The organism is Komagataeibacter ossonobensis (assembly GCF_057359305.1).
The window spans coordinates 235026-254244 of record NZ_JBXAYQ010000001.1 but is presented as its reverse complement, the minus strand read 5'-3'; the positions used below and the strand labels follow the sequence as shown (position 1 = coordinate 254244).

The window sequence follows — 19219 nt, the reverse complement described above, 5'->3', positions numbered from 1 at the left end:
ACTCAGTTCTTGCCCTGACCGGGTTTGGGCTTCGGCAGGTCAAGGGCAAGGGACAGTTCCTTCAGCCGCTGCGGCTCGACCGGGGCGGGGGCGCCCATCATCAGGTCCTCACCCTGCTGGTTCAGCGGGAACAGGATGACTTCACGGATGTTCGGCTCGTCAGCCAGCAGCATCACGATACGGTCCACACCGGGGGCTGAACCGCCATGTGGCGGCGCGCCATAACGGAAGGCGTTGAGCATGCCGCCAAAGCGGGCCTCGACCTCGGTGGCGGGATAACCCGCGATCTCGAACGCACGGATCATCACGTCGGGCTGGTGGTTACGGATCGCGCCCGAGGACAGTTCAATGCCGTTGCACACGATATCGTACTGGAACGCCTTGATGGTCAGCGGGTCCTGATTCTGCAGCGCGTCCATGCCACCCTGCGGCATGGAGAACGGGTTGTGGGAGAAATCAATCTCACCCGTTTCCTCATTACGCTCGTACATCGGGAAATCCGTGATCCAGCAGAAACGGAAGGCGTTCTGTTCGATCAGGTCCAGTTCGGTCGCAACCCGCGTGCGCACGGCACCGGAGAACTTGACCATCTCATCGCCCTTGCCCGCGACGAAGAACACGGCATCCCCTGCCTTCAGGCCGGTCCTGGCGCGGATGGCCTCGATGCGGTCGGCCTCAAGGTTCTTGGCGATCGGGCCCTTGCCACCTTCTTCGGCGAAGATGATGTAGCCAAGGCCGCCTGCGCCGGATTCGCGTGCCCAGTTGTTCAGCTTGTCAAAAAACGCGCGCGGACGGTCACCCGCACCGGGGGCGGGAATGGCGCGGATCTGGCCACCGTCAGCGGCAATACGCGCAAACAGGCCGAAGCCGGAACCGGCGAAGGCTTCGGTCACATCCGACAGCTTCAGCGGGTTACGCAGGTCGGGCTTGTCACTGCCATAGACTTCCATGGCCGTGGCGTAGGGAATGCGCTCGAACGGGCCTTCGCTGACAATCCGGCCACCGCCGAATTCGCGGAACACGCCTTCCATCACCGGCTCAAGGGTTGCGAACACGTCTTCCTGTGTCGCGAACGCCATTTCGAAATCAAGCTGGTAGAACTCACCCGGCGAACGGTCGGCACGGGCGGCTTCGTCACGGAAGCATGGTGCGATCTGGAAATAGCGGTCGAAGCCCGCCACCATGGCAAGCTGCTTGAACTGCTGCGGGGCCTGCGGCAGGGCATAGAACTTGCCCGGATGCATGCGCGCGGGCACCAGGAAGTCGCGCGCCCCTTCGGGCGAGGACGCGGTCAGGATCGGGGTCTGGAATTCCACGAAGCCGAGGTCCGTCATCCGCCTGCGCAGGCTGACGATCACCTGCGCGCGCAGCATGATGTTGCGATGCACCTTCTCACGCCGCAGGTCGATGTAGCGGTAGGTCAGGCGCAGGTCCTCGGGGTAATGCTCACTGCCCGCCACCTGCAGCGGCAGCACGTCGGCGCTGGACTGGACATCGATCTCACGCGCGCGCAGTTCGATTTCACCGGTCGGCAGGTTCGGGTTCTTGGTCGCGCCATCACGCAGCACGACTTCGCCCGTGACCGTCAGCACGCTTTCCACGCGCACGCGTTCCGCCGTTTCCAGAACGGGGGAACCCGCGGGGATCACGATCTGCGTCATGCCGAAATGGTCGCGCAGGTCAATGAACAGCAGGCCGCCATGATCGCGCTTGGAGTGTACCCATCCGGAAAGGCGGGCCGTCTGCCCGGCGTCTGCAGCCCGCAGGGCTGCACAGCTATGGGTACGATAGGGATGCATGATCTTGTCCTGATTCTACCAGATTTTGGGGGATGCGCCCCGAAGGGGCCACACCCGGTTGCAGGCGCGACAAAGCCAATCCCGCCCACGCCTGTCAAGGTTATAGGTGGCAGCCCCGGCCTGCGGGGCCGCACCTTACACGTATTCGGGGAACAGGTCGCACAGCCCGTCCGCCGTGGCGGGGCAGCGGCCGCGTTCGGTAATCAGCCCGGTCACAAGGCGCGCGGGTGTCACGTCAAACGCCGGATTGGCGGCAGCACTACCATCGGGCACCAGCTGCACGCTGGTCACGTGGCCGGTGGCATCGCGGCCCTGTATATGGGTGACTTCGCGCCCGTCACGTTCCTCGATGGGGATTTCCTTCACGCCATCGTTGATGGTCCAGTCGATGGTTGTGGACGGCAGCGCCACCCAGAAGGGCACGCCATTGTCATGCGCCGCCAGCGCCTTGAGGTAGGTGCCGATCTTGTTGGCTACATCCCCCGTGCGGGTTACGCGGTCGGTACCCACGATCACCATGTCCACCTGCCCATGCTGCATCAGGTGCCCCCCGGCATTATCGGCAATGACCGTATGCTTCACCCCGTGGCGGCCCAGTTCCCATGCGGTCAGCGATGCGCCCTGGTTGCGCGGGCGGGTTTCATCCACCCAAACATGCACGTCAATGCCCCGGTCATGCGCCATGTAGATCGGGGCAAGTGCGGTGCCCCAGTCCACTGTCGCGATCCAGCCCGCGTTGCAGTGGGTCATGATGTTGACGGGGCCGGGGCGACGGGCGGCAATGTCCTCGATCAGTTCAAGGCCCTGTCGGCCGATGGCCTCGTTCTGGATCACGTCTTCATCACAGATGCGCCCGGCTTCGTCATACGCCGCCGCCACACGGTCCGCGACGGCCGTGGTGCGCAGTCGGGTCAGCATGCGCCGGATCGCCCAGCCAAGATTGACCGCCGTAGGCCGCGTGGCCGCAAGCAATGCCGCGTCACGTTCCATGGCTTCATCGCTGCTGTCACGGCGCAGGGCCAGGGCCAGTCCGTAAGCCGCGACAGCCCCGATCAGCGGCGCGCCACGCACCTGCATGGTGCGGATGGCATGCGCCACCTGATCACGTTCGGTCAGGCGCAGGATATCAAGCGACCACGGCAGGCGGGTCTGGTCAAAGATATGGACCGACCAGCCATCATCCGTGTCCACCCATACGCTGCGATAAGAGACGTTATCAATCTTCATATAATACGTGCCGCCATCCAAAAACCAGAACACACAAAAGGGCGCGTAGGGAAGCATCCGGCCCACCGGCATTCAAGCCCCTTCGGCCCCGAATACTTCATGAACCGGCAATATGGGCCTTTTGTACCACGTGGCAACATGGCCCTGTCCCCGCATGGCAACCATCATACAGGCAGTCCGCATGGTATTCCACACCGCAACGCATGTCCGATCGTGCATGTGGCCCTGATGCCCCGCAAAGGAAAGGGGGACAGGGATCATCACGCCATGGGAATGCACGAAAGAATGACCCCGGACGCGGCTGGCAGGCCAAGCGCCATAAAAAGCTGTCTGAAAACAGATTATTGATGAAAAACCATAAAAATTTCCGGATGCCCCCTTTTTTCACAAAGACAGCGTTTTTCGAAACTTTTTGAAAAATGCTTCACCAGAAGCTTCCTTATGGCTGACGGCCTGCAAGAACAAAAAATCCCGCCATGCGCGATGCATGGCGGGATCGTGCCGATCAGATCGTTAAAGCTGGAATATTCAGCCCTGCGGTCCGTCCGACAGCGGCAGGCGGGTCAGGATCGTGGTCAGGCGCTGGGCAAAGCCGGTCGGGTCCTTCGGGCTTTCGCCATCCTGGATACGGGCCATGTCCATAAGCGTCAGGGCAATGTCCTGCACCGGATCACCGTTCTTCACCCGGGTCGCAAGGTCCGCAATCAGCGGATGCGCCGGATTGACCTGCAGCACGGGCGCGGTGTCGGGCACCTGCTGGCCGCTACGCTTCATCAGCCGGATCATCTGCAGGTCCGGGCCGGACTCGGGGGCCGCCAGCACCACGGCGCTGTTGACCAGACGATTGGTGCCCTTCACATCCGATACCGCATCACCCAGGGCTTCCTTCAGCGCGGGGATGACGACTTCCAGCGCGTCCTTTTCAGCCTGCGTTTCCTCCGGCGCGCCAAACTTTTCCAGATCGGTGTGGAACTGGCTGATATTACGCAGCGGCGTGTCTTTATACACCCCCAGACGTTCGGGCCAGAAGGAGTCCACCGGGTCCGACAGCAGCAGCACCTCGATGCCACGGGCGCGGAAGCCTTCAAGCTGTGGCGAGGACGGCAGCATTTCCGTGCGGTCGCCGGTCAGGTAGTAGATGGCTTCCTGCTCGGGCTTCTTGCGCTCAAGGTAGGCGTCCAGCGTGGTCCAGCCGTCCTGCGTGCTGGAACGGAAGCGCGCGATGGTGGCCAGTTCCGTGCGGTGTTCGGCATCGTCCCAGATCCCTTCCTTGAAGGTCGGGCCGAAATTGTCCCAGAACTTCTCGAAATCCGCCTCGTCCTTGCTGCGGGTCTTGAGTTCGGAGATCACGCGATTGGTCACGGCCTTGCGGATGCGCGCCAGCACCGGGGTCGCCTGCAGCATTTCACGCGATACGTTCAGCGGCAGGTCCTCGGTATCCACCACGCCGGTGACAAAGCGCAGCCACGGCGGCAGCAGCCCTGCATCATCGGTAATGAACATGCGGCGGACATGCAGGCGGATCTGGCTTTCACGCACCGGTTCGGCGAATTCGAACGGCTTGCTGCCGGGAATGAACAGCAGCGCCGAGAATTCCAGCATCCCTTCGGCATGCCAGTGCAGCGTGGCCCATGGGGTGTCGAAGTTGTGGCTGACGTGGCGATAGAATTCGTTCAGCTGTTCTTCATCAATCTCGCCACGTGGCTTGCGCCACAGCGCCGTGCCCTTGTTGGCCGACGTTTCCTCGCCATCATCCTTGACGATGGTGATGGGCCACGAAATATGGTCGGCCCATTTGCGCACGATGGTTTCAAGCTGCCACGAATCAAGGAAGTCGTTCGCATCTTCCTTGATATGCATGATGATGTCGGTGCCCGCCCTGTCACGGGTCGCCGGGCTGATCGTGTAATTGCCCTTGCCAGTGGAGGACCAGCACCAGGCCTCGTCACTGCCCGCGCGGCGCGAGATCACATCCACCCGGTCCGCCACCATGAAAGCGGCGTAGAAGCCCACGCCGAACTGCCCGATCAGGCTCGGCTTGTCCTCGGGTTTGGCGTTGGCCAGTTCCTCGCCAAAGGCACGGGTGCCCGAACGCGCGATGGTGCCAAGGTTGCGGGCAAGATCTTCCTTGCTCATGCCCGCGCCATCATCGCTTATGGTCAGCAGGCGGGCGTCCTTGTCAGGATTGATGCGGATCTTTGCATCATCAGGCAGGGCGCGCGCACCATCGGTCAGCGCCTCGAAACGGCGCTTGTCGGTCGCGTCCGCCGCGTTGGCCACCAGTTCACGCAGGAAAATCTCGCGTTCGGAATAAAGCGCATGCACCACAAGGTCGAGCAGGCGGCCGACCTCGGCGCTGAATTCATGCTGTTCGCCCGTGGCTTCGGGCGGGGTTGTCGTTGTGTTTTCCGTCATTGCCGGTCCTTTGTTCATGAAAATATGGTCAGGTTTCAATTTGTAATGAATATGGAAATCTTCGTGGCGTTTTCAATGGCCTGCATGCAGGAGTACTTCGAGACCGTTCCGGCATCCCGCCTGTAAAAGGCCATCTGGAAAACCGGCCCGGGAAACATCGGGCAATCAGAGAAAGTTTTTGGTGAAGCTTTTCCCGAAAAGCTTCAGGGCACGCCGCCATTTTGAAAAAAGGCGGCACCCGAAAACTTTTCTCATTGCTTAGCTCCGGGTCATTCTTTCAATCAAAATCCGTCGGCAGGGACGGATCGCGGACATGATCGAACATGCGCGCGATCTGATGGGGCAGAACCCGGCCCATGGACAGGTCCGTGGGGATTTCATCGGGGCCGAACCAGCCGATTTCAGATGTTTCGACACTGGTCTGCGCCTGTCCGCCAGTCAGTGCGCATATGAAATACAGCGTGTGGCATGAAAACGGTGCAGCCGGATGGCCCTGCCGGTCACGATCCCATACGGCGGCAAGCCTGGTCACACGGACATCATATCCGCTTTCCTCGCGCACTTCCTTGACCGTGTTTTCCACCGGGCTGAGGTTCACATCCGCCCAGCCGCCAGGCAGGGTCCAGCGGTCATGGTCCAGCACCTCGCGCACCAGCAGGATACGCTGGCGATCATCAAACACGGCGGCCCGCACCACGATTTTTGGCGTGGCATAACCGTCCTGCTGGCTGAACAGGTCCAGCACGCGTTCCATGTCGGCGTTGCTGCCTGCCGCCATCATGTCGGCCGCGATCTGCCGTATGCTTTCATAACGTTCACGATCGAACGGGCTTTCGGCATAGGTCAGGCCACTTTGCGCCAGCGCCTGCAGGTCACGGGCCCAGACCAGCCATTGCGGGGTTGTCATGCATTTTCTCCTTCAGGTGACCAGCCGGGCGGCGCCAGTTCAAACTGGCTGAAGACAAAAGCGGGCGCGACCTGACAGCCCATGAGGCTCCACGCCCCCTGACTGACCGCCGCCTGCCATGCGCCTGGTGGCACCACCGCCTGCAGCACCTGCCCCTGCGTGGGCAGCGGCCCCAGCACGATCCGCTCGACAGGCGCGCCCTGCCCCGCCGCGATTTCAAGCAGCAGCGGACTACCGCCCTGCCAGCACCAGATTTCCGCTGCATCAACCCGGTGCCAGTGCGAACGTTCCCCTGCCGCCAGCAGAAACGTGATGGTCGAGACCGCGCCACGCGGACCATCAGCGGGCATGTCACGCCAGATTTCGCGGTAGCTGCCGCCTTCGGGGTGGGGTTGCAGGCCCAGCAGTTGCCGCACGGTTGCGGCAGGCGTGCCGGGGTTACGCAGATCTGTCATGGTGGTTCTGGCTCCGGTCATGATTTCATGCCCCGGCGTAGCGCCCCTGCCACCAGACCGCAAATGACAGAATGCCCTACCGCTGCCCGCTATCCGGTGACGGCGTGAAATCGAGGGTCTGGTCCGTGTAGGTTTCCATCACCTCGCTGAAGGGGCGCCCCTGCCCGTCGCGCAGCACCGCGCGCTGTTGCATGATGCTGGACGGCGCCACGACCCGCCCGCTGGCCGTTCCGGACAATGGGCCGGGCCACGGCGTCCATAACGGGGCAAGCTGCAGCCGCTCACGGGTGAAATGCAGCGGCGCCACGACATGGCCAAAGGCTGTGTCCGTATGCTCCAGCGTGGCGTTCATTTCCGGCGTCAGCAGATCAGGCACATACCAGTTATCCGCAACCGAAAGCACATGCGTGCCACAGGTCAGCCGGACGCGCCGGTGCCGCACGGTTTGCGTGGCATTTATGCCCAGATCGGCCCGCACCTGCGCGGGCACCGGGTCAGGCTGCGGCAGGGCCGCCTTCTGCGCCACCACCACGGGCCGGTCGGCCATATGGTGGCTGGCGCACCAGCCCTCCAGCGCCACCGTGGCGCTGGCATGGGTCCGCAGCATCTTTTCCAGTGCCTGCACGACTGTCAGCAGATGCGCGCGCCCGGACGGAGTATCGGGCCAGGACAGGCCATCCGCCCGGGCGGAACTGGCATTGAACAGGCCTGCCCCCACGATTACCGCCGCCAGAAACCGGCCCCTGCCAATGGTGCGTCGCCTCACGGCGCCAGCGTGCGGCCAGACAGATGCACGCTCACCTGCTGGCTGTCATCCACGGCCGAATGACCCAGCCAGACCCGGAACCGGCCCGAAGGTATGTCCCACCGGTCATGCTTGCCATCAAAATGGGCAAGCAGGCGCGGATCGACCTGCACCGAGACCTGGCGGCTTTCGCCCGGCGCCAGCTTCACGCGCTGCCAGCCCGCCAGCCTGCGCGCGCCCCCGTCGGGCAGGCCGACATAGACCTGCGGCACGTCCACGCCGGGACGCGTGCCGGTATTGCGCACGTTGAACGTCACCATCAGCTGCTTGTGGTGATAGCCTGCTGCCAGCCCATCAGTCGCGAAGGTGGTGTAGGTCAGGCCATGGCCGAACGGATAGAGCGGCTTGAGGTGATTGCGGTCGAACCAGCGGTAACCGACATCGCTGCCTTCGTCGTAAACCAGTTCCTGATCGGTATGGAACTGCATCTCAAACACATTGTTTGCGTTCACCCCCGCAATGTCGGGATGGGCCAGCTGGGATTCAGCCTGCGGGAAGGTCATGGTCAGATGGCCGGATGGCGCGACCTTGCCAAACAGCAGCCGGGCGATGGCGGTGCCACCGGCGGAACCGGGGAACCATGCCTCCAGCACGCCCGCAACACTGCTGTTCCATGGCATCAGCACCGGGTCGCCGGTTTCCATGACCACGACAGTGCGCGGGTTGGCGGCGGCGACGGCAGCGATCAGGGCATCCGCATTGGCGTCAAGGTGCATGTTCGGCGCGTCCATCCCCTCAAAGGTGAACTGCGTTGCATACACGACGGCCACGTCGGCCGCGCGGGCGGCACGGACGGCAGCCGCGATATTCGTGCCCGGATCATAGGTGATATGGGCGGCCGGGGCCTCGGCCCGCATGGCCCTGAGCGGGGAAGACGGGAAATACACCGGATCACCCGGCCAGTCCTTCTTGCCCGGTCCCTTGACCACCTCGCCCCCGATGGGATCGACCTGGCTGGAACCACCACCCGAAATCACACCCACATCCGCATGGCCACCAATGACCGCAATGCGGGCCGTGGGGGCAAGCGGCAGGACATTGCCCTCGTTACGCAGCAGGACCGCGCCTTCTTCCTCGTCACGCTGGGCGACAAGGGTATCGGTCACCACATCCAGCGGCGCACGCACGGGCGGATGATCAACCAGCCCCTGTGCGAACAGGGAGCGGACAATACGCTGCGCCATGTCGTCAATACGGGACTGCGGCACCCGGCCCGCTTTCACATCCGCCGCCAGCAGCGTCTGGAAATAGGGACGTGCATCCGTATGATCACCAGCGGATTCCTGATCCAGTCCCGCCAGCGCCGAACGGGCCGAAGAATGGGTCGCACCCCAGTCGGACATGACGAAGCCGGGATAATGCCAGTCCTGCTTCAGCGTCTTGGTCAACAGGTACGGGTTTTCGCACGCATACAGGTCATTGACGCGGTTATACGAACACATGACAGAACCGGGATGGCCGGTTTCCATCGCGATCTCGAACCCCAGCAGGTCGCTTTCGCGCATGGCAACGGGGTCGATATCGGCACTCATGGTCATGCGCGATGTCTCAAGGTCATTCATCGCGTAATGCTTGAGGGTGGAGATCACATGCTGTGACTGCACGCCCGCAATGGTGCTGCCGACCATGAGACCGGTCTGTAGCGGATCCTCGCCCGCATATTCGAAATTGCGGCCACCGCGCGGATCACGGGTCAGGTCTGCCCCACCGCCCAGCAGGACGTTGAAGCCACTTTGCCATGCTTCGCGACCAATCATCGCCCCGGCTTCGCGCGCCATGCCCATATCCCACGAACTGGCGGTGGACAGGCCCGATGGCAGGGAAACCGCCACACCATCCTTACGGATATGCGCGGGGTTACGGATACCAAGCCCCGCATCGGAAATCTGCAGGTCAGGCAGGCCCGACCCCGCGGGCGCGCGCAGATAGGCCGCCGAGCCAAGCCCACCCGGAGGGGCAACACTGCCATTGAACCCGCCACCATCCACACTGAACAGCAGGGACATCTTGTCTTGCACGCTCATATGCGCGAGCACCTGCCGCGCCCTTTCATCCGCCGGATCGGTCGGACCCTTCGCGGCGTGGGCATGCGCGGCACCATGCGCCACCATCATGCCACACGCCACGGCAGACAGCAGGAATATCTTGCGGGACAGTTTCATGCGGCAGGCTCCTCCTTGATAATTCGGGGTAGCAGAGACGCGGGCCAGATGGTCCCATCTGCCTGCTACGACAATATTACTGAAACACTCTATCCCCAATCCGCATGATCTGGCGCAATGTGGGGCTGGAAATCAGGGCAACAGGTGTAAAAAAACCCCACCAGCAGGTCATGTACATGCCTGCGGGCGGGGTTATCGGCAAAAACGGCCGGGCAGTTCAGGTCAGTTGCTGTTGCTGCGGGTGCGCATATACAGGATGACGGTCTGGGTCGGGACGGAGTTCAGGTCTTCCGCATCAATGTCACGGCTGACAACATAATCACCGAACGCACCGGGCTGCGACGTAATCCAGCGGCCATACAGACCTTCCAGCACCGGGGCCAGCCATGTGCCCGACGGCTCACCCGCGCTGCCGACCTGCGGCAGGTCTTCATGCACGATGCGCATGGCCTGCTCTTCCGCCAGCAGTTCCAGCTTCACATAGCCCCAGTTGATCATGCCCAGCAGGGCATTCAGTTCAATCTGCAACTGGTGGATGGTGTTGCACAGGGGCGGCTGCAGGCGACCAGCCATTCCGCGGCCGACCTCCCGCAACAGGTCATTCCTGACCTCGATCCCGGCCTGATCGTCAATTTCCCATGACAGGGCCTGCAGAAAAAGCGAGAAGTCCGGTTTTGCGTTGAAAGTTGTCATTACTGGTCCATAATAAGATAGTGTGCGGAAATCATGGCGCCGCTTTCAGTCCAGTTACCGGCCTTCTGCCAGCGCCCCGACAGATCAAGACGAAGATTGTGGGTAAATCGATACCCTACCCTAGCATTAAAGCCACCCGTGAGACTAGCAACACTGTCCCCGGGATAATAGGCGCTATTTACCGTTTCCTGTGAGAGATAATCAGAGCTTGTCGCATTCGTCACGTAATTATTAGCCACATACTGCGCACCCGACTGAAGCAGCGGAGATGTGGGGAAGAACGGCGACGAATGTTCGTGGAAGACCTGATAGCCCACGGAGGCATTCACGTCCCAGTCAAGCCGCTTGTGCTGACCGGCATAACGGATCGGAACGGTGGCCGCGTAATAGGACTGTGGCGAGAAGTAGCCGCCCTGCCCGTAGGTATAGAAATCCTGGTTGTTCCCATAACCGAAGTAGGTCAGGCTGACACCGATCCGCACCAGCATGTTGGCGTTATGCCACACCAGCGTATTGACGCCGATGCCGGCTTCACGCTCGCTGTTGCGCCGTACGTTCTTGCCGGTCTGGATCGCATAGCCACCGCCACCATACACGATGGTATTGCCCAGCGTTGCCTCGACCTGACCATGGAAATGGTTGGTAACGACGCCACCCCATTCCTGGCTCCACTGCGAGGCCAGTTCCTTGCCGTACAGGCTGCGGGCATAGCGCCCGATGGCGGAATAGTAGTTCGGATCACGCATGCCGCCATAGGACAGGACGCTGTTGGTGATCGAACGGCGTTCGGCGCTGACGCGGAATGTCACCGGCCCGACACGTGGCGAGAACTCGACCCCGCCCAGCACATTGGTGATGGGGAAGCCGATCGGTGACGCACCAACGTCGGCCCGCACCCAGCTGTTGCCGAACTGGACATCAGGCGCGAAACCGGCTTCGCCTTCTCCACCCTTCACAAGCTGGGACTTGTAACGGCTGGTGGAACCCTGATTGTTGCGGTTCATGTAATTGACGTACTGGTTCCACCCCTGTGTCGCCATGTCGGTGCCAAACCGGGGCACGTCATAGACCGAACCACTATCAAGATCACCCGACCAGATCATGGTTGGCGTGATCGAGAAGGTCAGGCTGGACTCACCCGCCTGCAGCGGCAGACGACCGACGATGGGGATATTGGCTTCCGTCAGGCGGCCCAGACCATGTTCGCCCGAACGCGACCGGAACCCGAGGCCACCGTCAATGGACGGGGCAAGGTTTTCACGCAGCGTGTTGATCTGCCCGGAAATGGAGGACAGCATCTGGTCCGATGCCTCGGGCGAGGTCGCTTCCATGCTGTAGGACCCACCGGTGACCGGCGCGCCCAGTTCCGTCTGCCGACCATAGCCATGGTGGCGGAAGGGATTGCTGGAAGGCGGCGCAAGCGCATCCTGTTCGGCACCAGCAGCACCGGTACCCGCCGCCATGCGGGACCCTTCAACCTGCTGCAGGCGCAGGTCGTAGGCCCGGCGCAGGTCCGCAATGGTCCTATGGCCATGCCCGTCCGCCTGATCGGCCACGGCCATGCTCAGCCACGCACGGGCATCCATCGGGCTTTCCTGCACGCCATCCATCGCCAGGCGGGTCGCCAGGCTCTTGCGGCCGCTATTGACCGCAGCCTGCACCGCAGCCTGCCGGGCATCAAGATCCTGTGGATTGTGGCGCAGCACCGCAAGGTCGATTTCCAGCGCCTTGCCTGCCTTGCCTTCACCATTATACAGACGCGCCAGCGCCAGTTTGGGCGAAGTCGCCTCCGGATCCGCCCGCAGCGCGGGGGCCAGCTGATCATATGCCTGTGCCTGATCGCCACGCTGGTTCAGCAGGTCGGACTGGGCCACGGAAATACCCATGCGCAACTGCTGCAGGGTCTGCTGCTGTTCTGGCGGCAGGGCATTGCCCGTGCCGCTCCCGCTGCCATCGCCCAGGGGCGCAAGCAGGCGGGCGGCGGCAACCGGGTTGCTGATCTTCATATATTCGGTGGCATAGGCCAGACGCTGGTCCGGCGACAGGTCGATCGTGCGTGTCGAGGCGATACGCAGCGCCATGCGGGCATGGAGCATGTCACCACGCTGACGGAACAGGTCGGCCACGGCCACGCCTCGCGCACCCGTCGGGTCAGGCGGGGACAGGGCTTCGCGGATCAGGGGCACCGGGTTGGCCACCATCGACAGGCGGCTGGCCAGGTCTTCCTTGATCTCCATTTCAGTGGCGATGGAACGGATGGCCGGGGAATAGTCCTCTGGCGACAGGCCGGACAGCAGGCGACGGGTCGCCGCATCGTTGCCGGCACCATAAGTATACAGGATGCCTGCCTGACGATCCTGCGCCGTAACCGGATTGGCCAGGATCGGCTGCATGACACGGCCGGCTTCCGCCACGTCACCCTGCTGCTGCAGGGCATTGGCAAGGTTGATGCGCACCCACGGATCGCGTGGCGCCTGCGTCATGGCTTCACGCAGGATAGACACCTTGCGTGCCGAGTCCGATGTGTGTGAGGCGGCGGCCATCAGGCCCGTCACCTCGATCTCACCCACCTGCTCGGCATATTGCGGTCCGACGCGTGACAGCAGCTGGCGGGCTTCCGCCGTATTGCCCTGCGCCATGTCCACGCGCGCCAGCCCCATCAGGGCCAGCTGGCTGTTGGGGTCACGGGCCAGAACGGAACGATATGACTGTTCGGACGCATCGATCTGCCCGGTCGTGCGCTGCAGGTCCGCCAGCATCAGCGTAGCGCCAGTAAACTGCCCCGGCTGACGTGCCAGTGACGTCAGGCGCTGCTTGGCTTCGGTATACTGATGCGCCGCAATCATCTGGCGCACGGCGGCATAGTCGCCGCTGACTTCCATACCGGCCAGCGCGGGACGCCAGCGGTCAGCCGTCTTGGGATCGGCGGCCATCGCTTCCTGGAAATAGCGACGCGCTTCGGCCGCATCGCCCTGACGCATGCTGACCAGGCCCATGCCGCCCAGCGAATCCGCATCATGCGAATTGATCTGCAGTGCGGACTGGAAAGACTGCTCGGCTGCGGAAAGACGACCGGCATTCAGCTGCTGGTAACCTGCCTGGCGTGCAAGGCCCGCCTTGTCCGGCGGACCACCAGGGGGGTGAAGCATGTGTTCTTTCAGCGCCGTGTCATCGGGATGCGCCGCCAGCCACTGCTGCATGAGCGGTTGCGTCTCAGCCGTGACCGGCAGCCAGCTCAGTGTCTGTCGATAGGACTGGGTTGCCGCCGCGGCTTCAACCGGGGCCTGGGACCGGAAACCCTGCAGGTCCTTCAGTCGCGCCAGACCTTCCATACGGGTCGGGGTATTATAGGTCAGTGCCTGCGCGAAGGCGAGCTGGGCGCGATAATCCTGCGGGTTGGCCGCCACAACGCTGGCCAGTCCCGCCCGTGCCTGATCCCAGTCAGCGGGCACGCCAGCCATTGTCTGGTAATATTCCACCGCCAGCGAATGGGGTGGCTTTCCACCATTGAACAGCTTCTGGTACCCGGCCACGGCCTGCGCGTTATGGCCTGAAGCGGCAAGGGAACGTACCTGCGACAGGTCAGACGTCGAGATTGACCGCTCATGCAGCAGATCAGTCAGGCTGTTCGACGCCGCGCTGTTTGGCGCGACCTGCTGCAGGTGACGCAGGGTATCGGCTGCGGCTTCACGGTTACCAATGGCCGTCTGGTATTCACCCTGAACCTCCAGCACATCGGGCGAGTCGGGGGCGATCCGCTGCGCGTTCTGCAATGCCTGCCGGGCATTGTCATACTGCTGCTGCTGCAACCAGAAGCGTGCCTGCTGCAGCAGGATCTGCCGCGGCGCGGCCGTCCCGCCAGAGGCCTGCGCCCCCGTCATGGCCGTTGATGCCTGCTGTGCACGGGCTACCGGCACAGCCACCATCACCCCCATGCAACTGCTGGCAAGCAGGCCGGCAGAAAGTGAAAAGACGTATCGTCTACTCATGATCACGATTTCTGCCTTTCTTCCTGCAGCTGCCGGCGACGGTACATCGCGTGGCGGAACAGTGCACGCACCAGGACAGCAACCACCAGCAGACAGCCGAACAGGCCGACCACAACCACGCGGATCGGATGATTGTGCATATACCAGTCAGGCATGAGCCACATCGGCAACGTGCCAACCGTATAAAGCGGTGAACTGCGGTAGGATGTCAGTTCGTCGCCATGCGCCAGCACAAGGTCACCTTGCACTTTTGCCTGATTCTTACGCTGACCCAGGATCTGGACCAGGTTATCCAGCCCCTGCCCGTCACCCGACAGCAGGGCCAGCACCGTGCGTCCGGACGCCAGCGGGGATTCCGCTTCCACCATTGCGCCGACGCCACCGGTCAGGGCCGTTTCGACCTCGGTCGGATGCGTGCTGCTGATGACCGACATCGGATCCTGGAAGATGTTCCACACCCCGCTGAGGGTGGAACGCAGCCCCATGTGCAGTCGCCCGTCCGAAATCTGGTAAGCTGAGTTGGACAGCAGCGAGGAGACTTCCCCACTGTTCGACAGGGTGGACAGGACGATCAGGTTCCGGTCCGCCACGTCGCTTACATGATCGGCCGAAACGATATCGACACCCGATACGGGATACCAGGTCGTCGCCCCCATGAAACCCATAAGGTCGAGATAGGCGCTGACCACCGTGCCATTGGGATGATCCGGCAGCACCACGGCCGAACGCGACAGATCGGCATAGGTGGTGAACGGATACCCCGCGCTGGCCATGTAGGCCAGGTTGGGCATGCGCGTGATATGGTAGGCGTTGGACAGGTCGATGGTTGAATCCGGGTCAACCGACATGTGGATCAAGCTTGGCCCGGGGCGACAGCCAGGTTGCGTCAGCGGCGCTGCGTCAAAGTAGAACTGAAGCTGATCCTGACCAAACACCATCCACGGCGGAATGGTCAGCGTATGCTGTTCCACGCCCGCGTTCTGGGTGCCAACACCAACACGGCGCAGAAGCTGATCGACAGCGGAACTCTGCTCCCGCAGTGAATAGGACTGCAGGTAGGTGTTGTTGATACCGACATCCAGATGGGAACGTGCGACATCGAGGATCGGGCCATCCGGCGCACGGAAACGCACATTCAGCTTGTACGGCCGGTCACGCCACGTATACAGATCGGGAGACACGCGGAAGGGAACCGACAGGACGCCTGGCGTATAGCCCTCCCCCTGCAATGCGCTGACAGGCACCAGTTCACCCAGCCTGACCGGACGGGTGGTGGGAATGAAGGATGGCGCATCATTCGCGACACGGGGCGCCACATCGATCGGCGCCACGTCCATGCGGCTGGCGACCGGCAGGGCGCTGGAACCGAAACCGATCCCCTTGCTGGCCGTAATGACTTCATCGCGGTCACGCCCCGTCACCAGCAGCAGCGTGCCATTTGGATCGGACGGATTGGCGACTTCCATCAGGGTCGGCCCGCTGACCGCAGGCCGCCCCAGTGCGGAAGGCAGTTCATCCGCCACACCGACCACGATGGCGTTGCCTGTCTGGGGAATGGTGGAGAAGACGGGGAAATTGACCCCGCGATAGTCGGTCTGCTGCCCGAACCATGACGCAATGATGCCGGAGGCCTTGAGCACCTCGGGATCAAATGTCTGTGCAAGAACGAACGGAATGACCACTTTCTGCCTTACAGTCTTGTCAAAGAAAGGCTGGGGCAGTCGGGCCAACTGGCGCCGGGGGGGAAGCGGAATGGTTGTGATCTGCAGTTGCGAATGTTCGGACACGCTGGCCCACTGCAGCCCGTTGGCCGGGTCCGCGCATCCCTTCGATCCAGAGGCAAAGCTGAAATTCAGGCGGTTGCCGCTAACAAAAAAGATGGGATTGACGTCAAATGACAGCGGACCAAACGCGGGGTGCGACGGATCGGGACGCAGCGTACCGATATACTGTTCATTCAGTGTGATCGTGACTGCACTATTGTCAGGCTGCAGGTTGGGCGACATCGCACCCGACACCACCAGACGGGCCGACGTGACCAACTGGTCCGCCGGGATACCGAACTGCAGGCCCTGCAGCGGTGCCGCACCCCGCATGGTCAATGCACTTGCCGCACCCAGTTCCTTCAGGGAATAGGTGTGAACGGTCGCGACATCGGAACCGGCACCGGCCGCATTTTCGGCGTTGTCCAGTATCGCATCCGCGTTGCTGGCCGCGTCCGCTGCCGGAGCGGTGGCAGCAGCAGCGCCAGGGGCGGCATTATTTCCCGCCTGCGTCTGGGGCTGCGCTGCAGGCGCGGCGGCAGGCAACGGAGGCAGATCATTGCCCGCCGGCTGGGGGGCTGGCGCTTTGGATGCAATCGGGGCAGCCTGTGCTCCCGTTGCAAAGACCAGCAGCGCGATCAGGGACACCATTTTCATATCACGAGGCCGCACGACTGATCTTTCCTTCCTGTTTCTGACCACCCTGACTGGTTGTTGGCTCCCGACGCTCAACCGGCAGTGCAATTGGTTTTTTCTTGGGACGACTATGGGTAATCATCTGACCCTTCTTGCGGAACAGTGCCTTGATGCTGAGGATCAGACTCCACAGGCTTCGTAACGGCCGGTCATCCTCATAATTATTCCACTGCAGCCAGGCATCAGCACGTCCGAACACGAACCGGACCACAGCTGCCTCAACCTGAATGTTATTGATCGACCATGTAAACACGGCCTTGCCATTGGTGCTGCGGATCATGGTGGCCGGCAGATTGACTTCCTCGCCCTCCAGTATCGCATGCACCACAACCTGTACGGGCTGATCCGGCGTCACATCGCGCCAGGGCATATGGATCGCCACACCACCCATGGACACGTCCTCGGTAATGCCGTGGCTTGAATTGCCTTCGTAATCATAAACCGTAACGGGAATATGGGCTTCGATACGGTGGCTGTGTCGGATCTGCTTGGTTTCACGCCCCACGGCGATGGCAGCCAGCAGGATGATCAGGCTGATCACCGACCAGATGCAGTTCAGCGCGTAAGCACGTTCCGCAATGATGTCCAGATGCTGGAAAATCAGTGCATATATCCCGCGCAACAGGCCAATGGCCATGATGACGGCGAAGATGATGTTCGGATAGGTGGCGTCAAGATCGAATGTCTCGTTTTCCAGAACACCGCCTTTTTCCGTCACGTTGAACTTGCCCTTGGAGGGGAATATCATCGTCACGATCGTCACACGCACCAGGAACAGCGCCATGACGGTTTCGTACACTTCACTCCAGAACGAATAACGCCAGCCCTTGTTGACCTTCGCCGCCGTCGCAATGGAATGGAACATATGCGGAATGGCGTAGGCCAGCACCGCCAGTGGCGACGCGGCGATGATGTTCTGGCTGAAGAACAGGAAGGCCAGTGGGGACGCAAGGAAGATGACGCGGGGAATGGCGAAGAAGAACGACGTCATGGCCGACAGGTAGCACAACCGCTGCCCCAGCTTCAGTCCCGGCCCCAGCATCGGGTTATCAACACGGAAGATCTGGATCATGCCACGGGCCCAGCGCATACGCTGACCGATATGTGTGACAAGGCGTTCAGTCGCGAGGCCACTGGCCAGGGGAATGCGCAGGTAGGCGGTTGACCATCCCTTGCGCTGCATGCGCAGCGCGGTATGGGCATCTTCCGTCACGGTTTCCGTTGCGAAGCCGCCAATTTCCTCAATCGCCTTGCGGCGCAGGATGGCGCACGAACCGCAGAAGAAGGTCGCATCCCAGAAGTCGTTACCGTCCTGAATGACACCATAGAACAGGTTACCTTCCGGCGGGGTGCGATACCCCACGGCCAGGTTACGCTGGAACGGATCAGGAGAATAGAAGTGATGCGGGGTCTGCATCAGGGCGATCTTCGGATCCTCAACCATCCAGCCCATCGCGATCTGCAGGAATGCACGCGTCGGGATATGGTCACAGTCAAGGATGAGGATGAAATCGCCTGTCGTACGCTTAATAGCGTGGTTTAGGTTACCGGCCTTGTAATGCGTATTATCTGGACGGGTGATGTAACGGGCGCCACATTCCTCGGCAAAACGGCCGAATTCCTCACGTTTGCCATCATCCAGGATATAGACGTTCACCTTCTCGGGTGGCCAGTCAATGCCAAGCGCTGCCAGCACCGTCAGGCGCACGATGCTCAGGCTCTCGTCATATGTCGGGACAAAGATATCGACCGTCGGCCAGTCATCCGGATTGGGCGAAAGGGGAAGCGGCGCACGATGCAGGGGGGAAATAGTCTGGAAATAGCTGAGGAACAGCATGTACAGCGCGTACAGTTCCGCCAGCAGCAGCGTGACACCCAGCAGGCCCTGGATCCACGTGTCAAAGTCCAGCGTTTCAGTCAGACGCCATGTCAGGTATCGCAATGATACCAGTGCTGAAAGCACTTCGAGAAAGACCTGCGTGCGACGGCTTTTACGCCGGCCGACAATGAAAAATACCGCGACACATATTAATGCCACAATCAACTGTTCATATATCGACAGCGTGACTATAGTGGCGGCCAGCAGGGCAAAAAGCCCTACAGCCCCAACTATGTAGCTGGCACCGCGCAGTGACAGTATCTTGTTGGAAAATCGGCCGAACCAACTTTCCGCAGGCGCTGACGACTGAACCTCTGACATCAATAACTCGTCCGATTAATAAATACTGATAAAACAGATAGTTACGTTCAAAAGAAAACCGTCAGACGCATCTGGTCCGTCATGTCGCCTTTCGGCCCGCGTGGCCTG

General features: G+C 61.7%; 11 protein-coding genes. All 11 read right to left on the bottom strand.

The features are described 5' to 3' along the window. Positions 1 to 2: 2 nt before the first annotated feature. Positions 3 to 1799, bottom strand: coding sequence for an aspartate--tRNA ligase (gene aspS / locus AC1RQ9_RS01135; protein WP_485985260.1), 1797 nt, complete (start codon positions 1797 to 1799; stop codon positions 3 to 5). A 135-nt stretch (positions 1800 to 1934) separates the two neighbouring features. Continuing rightward, entirely contained in the window at positions 1935 to 3026 is a 1092-nt protein-coding gene (gene mtnA / locus AC1RQ9_RS01130) for an S-methyl-5-thioribose-1-phosphate isomerase (protein ID WP_193733599.1), read from the bottom strand. A gap of 528 nt (positions 3027 to 3554) precedes the next feature. Continuing rightward, positions 3555 to 5441, bottom strand: a complete 1887-nt coding sequence (htpG, locus tag AC1RQ9_RS01125; RefSeq protein ID WP_193733598.1) for a molecular chaperone HtpG — start codon at positions 5439 to 5441, stop codon at positions 3555 to 3557. 277 nt (positions 5442 to 5718) lie between these two features. Next, complete coding sequence (locus tag AC1RQ9_RS01120; RefSeq protein ID WP_485985259.1) at positions 5719 to 6348, bottom strand: NUDIX hydrolase; 630 nt, start codon at positions 6346 to 6348, stop codon at positions 5719 to 5721. Further along, a complete protein-coding gene (locus tag AC1RQ9_RS01115) occupies positions 6345 to 6803 on the bottom strand; it encodes a cupin domain-containing protein (protein WP_485985258.1) in 459 nt (152 codons plus the stop codon). The genes AC1RQ9_RS01120 and AC1RQ9_RS01115 overlap by 4 nt, the downstream gene beginning before the upstream one ends. A gap of 76 nt (positions 6804 to 6879) precedes the next feature. Continuing rightward, a complete protein-coding gene (locus AC1RQ9_RS01110) occupies positions 6880 to 7569 on the bottom strand; it encodes a hypothetical protein (protein ID WP_485985257.1) in 690 nt (229 codons plus the stop codon). Next, entirely contained in the window at positions 7566 to 9770 is a 2205-nt protein-coding gene (locus tag AC1RQ9_RS01105; RefSeq protein ID WP_485985256.1) for a beta-glucosidase, read from the bottom strand. The genes AC1RQ9_RS01110 and AC1RQ9_RS01105 overlap by 4 nt, the downstream gene beginning before the upstream one ends. 222 nt (positions 9771 to 9992) lie before the next feature. Next, entirely contained in the window at positions 9993 to 10463 is a 471-nt protein-coding gene (bcsD, locus tag AC1RQ9_RS01100) for a cellulose biosynthesis protein BcsD (RefSeq protein WP_485985255.1), read from the bottom strand. Continuing rightward, on the bottom strand, positions 10463 to 14452 hold the full coding sequence (locus tag AC1RQ9_RS01095) for a cellulose synthase subunit BcsC-related outer membrane protein (RefSeq protein WP_485985254.1): 3990 nt from the start codon (positions 14450 to 14452) through the stop codon (positions 10463 to 10465). Before AC1RQ9_RS01095 ends, bcsD begins: the two co-directional genes overlap by 1 nt. A 2-nt stretch (positions 14453 to 14454) precedes the next feature. Then, positions 14455 to 16887 (bottom strand): cellulose biosynthesis cyclic di-GMP-binding regulatory protein BcsB, encoded by a 2433-nt coding sequence (locus AC1RQ9_RS01090; protein WP_485985253.1) that lies wholly within the window; start codon positions 16885 to 16887, stop codon positions 14455 to 14457. After that, positions 16874 to 19111, bottom strand: a complete 2238-nt coding sequence (gene bcsA, locus AC1RQ9_RS01085) for a UDP-forming cellulose synthase catalytic subunit (RefSeq protein ID WP_485985252.1) — start codon at positions 19109 to 19111, stop codon at positions 16874 to 16876. The genes AC1RQ9_RS01090 and bcsA overlap by 14 nt, the downstream gene beginning before the upstream one ends. Between the last annotated feature and the right edge of the window lie 108 nt (positions 19112 to 19219).

Bases quoted from the DNA above. Each gene is read 5' to 3' on its own strand.
- aspS (WP_485985260.1), bottom strand. From the start codon at position 1,799: ATGCATCCCTATCGTACCCATAGCTGTGCAGCCCTGCGGGCTGCAGAC.
- AC1RQ9_RS01095 (WP_485985254.1), bottom strand. From the start codon at position 14,452: ATGAGTAGACGATACGTCTTTTCACTTTCTGCCGGCCTGCTTGCCAGC.
- bcsA (WP_485985252.1), bottom strand. From the start codon at position 19,111: ATGTCAGAGGTTCAGTCGTCAGCGCCTGCGGAAAGTTGGTTCGGCCGA.
- htpG (WP_193733598.1), bottom strand. From the start codon at position 5,441: ATGACGGAAAACACAACGACAACCCCGCCCGAAGCCACGGGCGAACAG.
- AC1RQ9_RS01105 (WP_485985256.1), bottom strand. From the start codon at position 9,770: ATGAAACTGTCCCGCAAGATATTCCTGCTGTCTGCCGTGGCGTGTGGC.
- bcsD (WP_485985255.1), bottom strand. From the start codon at position 10,463: ATGACAACTTTCAACGCAAAACCGGACTTCTCGCTTTTTCTGCAGGCC.
- mtnA (WP_193733599.1), bottom strand. From the start codon at position 3,026: ATGAAGATTGATAACGTCTCTTATCGCAGCGTATGGGTGGACACGGAT.
- AC1RQ9_RS01120 (WP_485985259.1), bottom strand. From the start codon at position 6,348: ATGACAACCCCGCAATGGCTGGTCTGGGCCCGTGACCTGCAGGCGCTG.
- AC1RQ9_RS01115 (WP_485985258.1), bottom strand. From the start codon at position 6,803: ATGACAGATCTGCGTAACCCCGGCACGCCTGCCGCAACCGTGCGGCAA.